The organism is Rubellimicrobium mesophilum DSM 19309 (genome assembly GCF_000600335.2).
GTDB classification, from domain to species: domain Bacteria; phylum Pseudomonadota; class Alphaproteobacteria; order Rhodobacterales; family Rhodobacteraceae; genus Rubellimicrobium; species Rubellimicrobium mesophilum.
The window spans coordinates 1-2,480 of the sequence record NZ_KK088542.1; the positions used below are offsets into that span (position 1 = coordinate 1).

General features: G+C 54.8%; 5 protein-coding genes. 1 reads left to right on the forward strand and 4 read right to left on the reverse strand.

Features of this window, described 5'->3' with window-relative positions:
* A partial coding sequence (locus RUMESO_RS02325) for a transposase (RefSeq protein ID WP_211262755.1) occupies positions 1–198 on the reverse strand: 198 nt, incomplete at its 3' end.
* A gap of 68 nt (positions 199–266) precedes the next feature.
* Here RUMESO_RS02325 and RUMESO_RS28270 point away from each other — a divergent pair.
* Positions 267–722 carry a type IIL restriction-modification enzyme MmeI gene (locus tag RUMESO_RS28270; protein ID WP_425414860.1) on the forward strand — a complete coding sequence of 152 codons (456 nt, stop codon included), beginning with the start codon at positions 267–269 and terminating at the stop codon, positions 720–722.
* Positions 723–753: 31 nt separating this feature from the next.
* Here the strand turns inward: RUMESO_RS28270 and RUMESO_RS24865 are convergent, their stop codons facing one another.
* From RUMESO_RS24865 to RUMESO_RS02335, 3 genes are all read right to left on the reverse strand, one after another.
* Positions 754–1,512 carry a putative phage abortive infection protein gene (locus RUMESO_RS24865; protein ID WP_156362633.1) on the reverse strand — a complete coding sequence of 253 codons (759 nt, stop codon included), beginning with the start codon at positions 1,510–1,512 and terminating at the stop codon, positions 754–756.
* A 344-nt stretch (positions 1,513–1,856) separates the two neighbouring features.
* Positions 1,857–2,165 (reverse strand): abortive infection family protein, encoded by a 309-nt coding sequence (locus tag RUMESO_RS02330; protein ID WP_245639107.1) that lies wholly within the window; start codon positions 2,163–2,165, stop codon positions 1,857–1,859.
* A 70-nt stretch (positions 2,166–2,235) separates the two neighbouring features.
* On the reverse strand, positions 2,236–2,480 hold a 245-nt coding region (locus RUMESO_RS02335), incomplete at its 5' end, for an integrase core domain-containing protein (protein ID WP_037277710.1).

A 2,480-nucleotide genomic window follows, 5' to 3' on the forward strand; every position in this document is an offset into this window, starting at 1 on the left:
AAAGAGCGCCTTCAACATCAGGCACGCCTGGATGGCAGCATCCGAGAAGGTGGTCGGACGCCCGCGCCGGCCACTCGGGGCGGCGATCCACTCCATCTCGGGATCAAACCAGACCAAAAGCGAGCCGCGCTGCTTCAGGGCTTCACTGTAGGCGCGCCAGTTGGTCGTGCGGTAGGTCGGAGGGTCAGGCTTGGGCATCCTCATCCACTAACCCACTCAGCCTCCAAGAGGAATCCCGCAGGATTTGCGCAACAGAGCCATTCGGCATCCTCCAATCGGACGCCCATTGGCAATGGTTCATAAACCGATGCAGCACGCTGACGGAGCGGTTCCGCTATACTTCCAACACGGTTTGGGACAGCTTCCCCTGGCCTCAGAAGCCGAGCCAAGCTGCTGTTGAGGCCGTCGCTAAAGCAGCTGTGGCACTAAGAGCTAAACGCGCTGAACTGATGACGAAGCATGGTCGCTCGCTCCGAGACCTGTATCGTTCTCTGGAGCTTCCCGGAGCCAGCCCACTCAAGGACGCCCATGCTGCGTTAGATGCGGCTGTAAGGTCGGCGTATGGGATGCCCGCAAAAGCCGACACTCTGGAGTTCCTACTGAAGCTCAACGCCGAAGTGGCGGAAGCCGAAGCAAAGGGGAAGGCAGTTCAGAAACCGGGACTGCCGGAAGGCACTAAGGATCGTTCCGCCTTCGTCACTGCCGATGCCATCGGGACCTAAGGTGAGCCGTAATCCTTAGCTATCCCTGTTCCTAATCACCTCGCGCCATAAAGGCTTGCTTCGGATAGAATCGCTTTAGCATCACCTTCACCTCATCGTTTGGAAGGTATTTCAGCATCCGGAAGTGGATCAGAAGATCGCTTAGATCATTGGACACTTTCGCAAGGCCGTTGATGGCAATCAGGGTAACTTCATGACTTGAGAGTTGACCTCTAAGCAGGTTGGAATACTGAACTTTTTCATCATTAGTCAGAACTTTGTCTGTCTTTATTTTCTTCAGAATATAATAGATATTTCGGAAGTAGGGTCCTATGCTATGCTCATTTGGGAGATGAACTCGCCTCATAAATATTTCTTCAATCGACTCCTTTGAGACGTTCTTTATGCCCCCCTGCCTCCTTGACCAGTAACGCACTTCGGCGACTGCTGCCGTGATTGCGTCGTGCGCCTTAACTCTTGCTTTTATCTTGGAGGGCGCTCCTAAATCTCTTGCTCTGGCATACTCCTGCAGCTCATTAGATAATCCAAGTCTTATCTCGCTTCTTAGCTGCCTCAACAGCGCAATAAGCTCAAAGAAGGAGCTTTCAAAGCGTTGCCGATGCAGGTCTTCGGCTTGATCCTTCAGGGCCTTTCGTTGAAGAAAAAGCGTGATCACAATTGCTGTGAAGCCAAACGCTGAGAATAGGGCGTTGAGGCTGCCAAAGGAGTCTCCCCATTGGCCAGTGTTGCTGAAGTCAAAGCCCGACTGCTCCGAATATGATATGATCAACGAGATAGCGGCCCAGAGCAACCAAGTAATCACTGCTATGAAGCCGACGACCAAACCGCTTTGAATGGGTTTGGAGGATGATAGATCAGCTGCAGGCTTCAGATTTTTCGAATGACCCGGTCCAATCCGGTGACGAAGACACCGATAGTTCCGAGGGCCGTGACTGCGATGGTGAAATCAATCCAGTTGATCGTTTCCTGAGCCAATTGCATGTTATTGGTAATTTCTCTGAGATGATACAAGAGCGGTAGGTAACTTGAGCTGTTCTTATGTAACTACTCTGTTCCAGCAAAGTTTAGTCATGTATTTCCCTCGCTTGCGAGCTTCTGAGTTGAAGGTAAGAGGCTCGACTGTCGGGCTCACAGTCAAGATGGCGTCCTTAGATTGACTATCTTCCGTTCCTGATGCGTGTCCGCAATAAACGAGGCAAGCGCTCCCGCCATGTTCACGGCCAAGCTGGCATGACGAGCTGACGGTCGCACCGGGGCTTTAGCCCCCTTACCGTGGCTGTCTGAGAGGCGGTTTCGCAGGGTCCCCAAGCCGTTCACGACGGTGGTCACTCCCCCGAGTATCTTCCGAAACGGCTCCTCGGTGTGCTGGCTGGGGGCGACGTTGAGTTCCTTGGCGACCATGTCGTAGAGCTTGGGCAAGTCCTCCTTGTCAGTGTAGGCCACGCCCAAGTCGTCCAAGACGTGCTTGCAGACGGTCTCCAGCAGCTGATCTGGCCCCCGTTTGACCGAACACTCAGGCGGTTGCGGTTTGGGCGGCGATGAACTCGCGAGGCGAGCGCATTTTCAGCCCGGAGTGCGGGTGGTGGGCGTTGTAGTCCTCGAACCAGCTTGGGAGCAATCCGAGGACAGCGGCAGCGTCCGGCAAGGGCGTGACCTGGACGTAGTCGCGCTTCAGGGTGCGGACGAAGGCCTCGGAGATGCCATTGCTTTGGGGGCTCTTCACGGGCGTGAAGCAGGGCTTCAGCCCGAGCTGGCGGG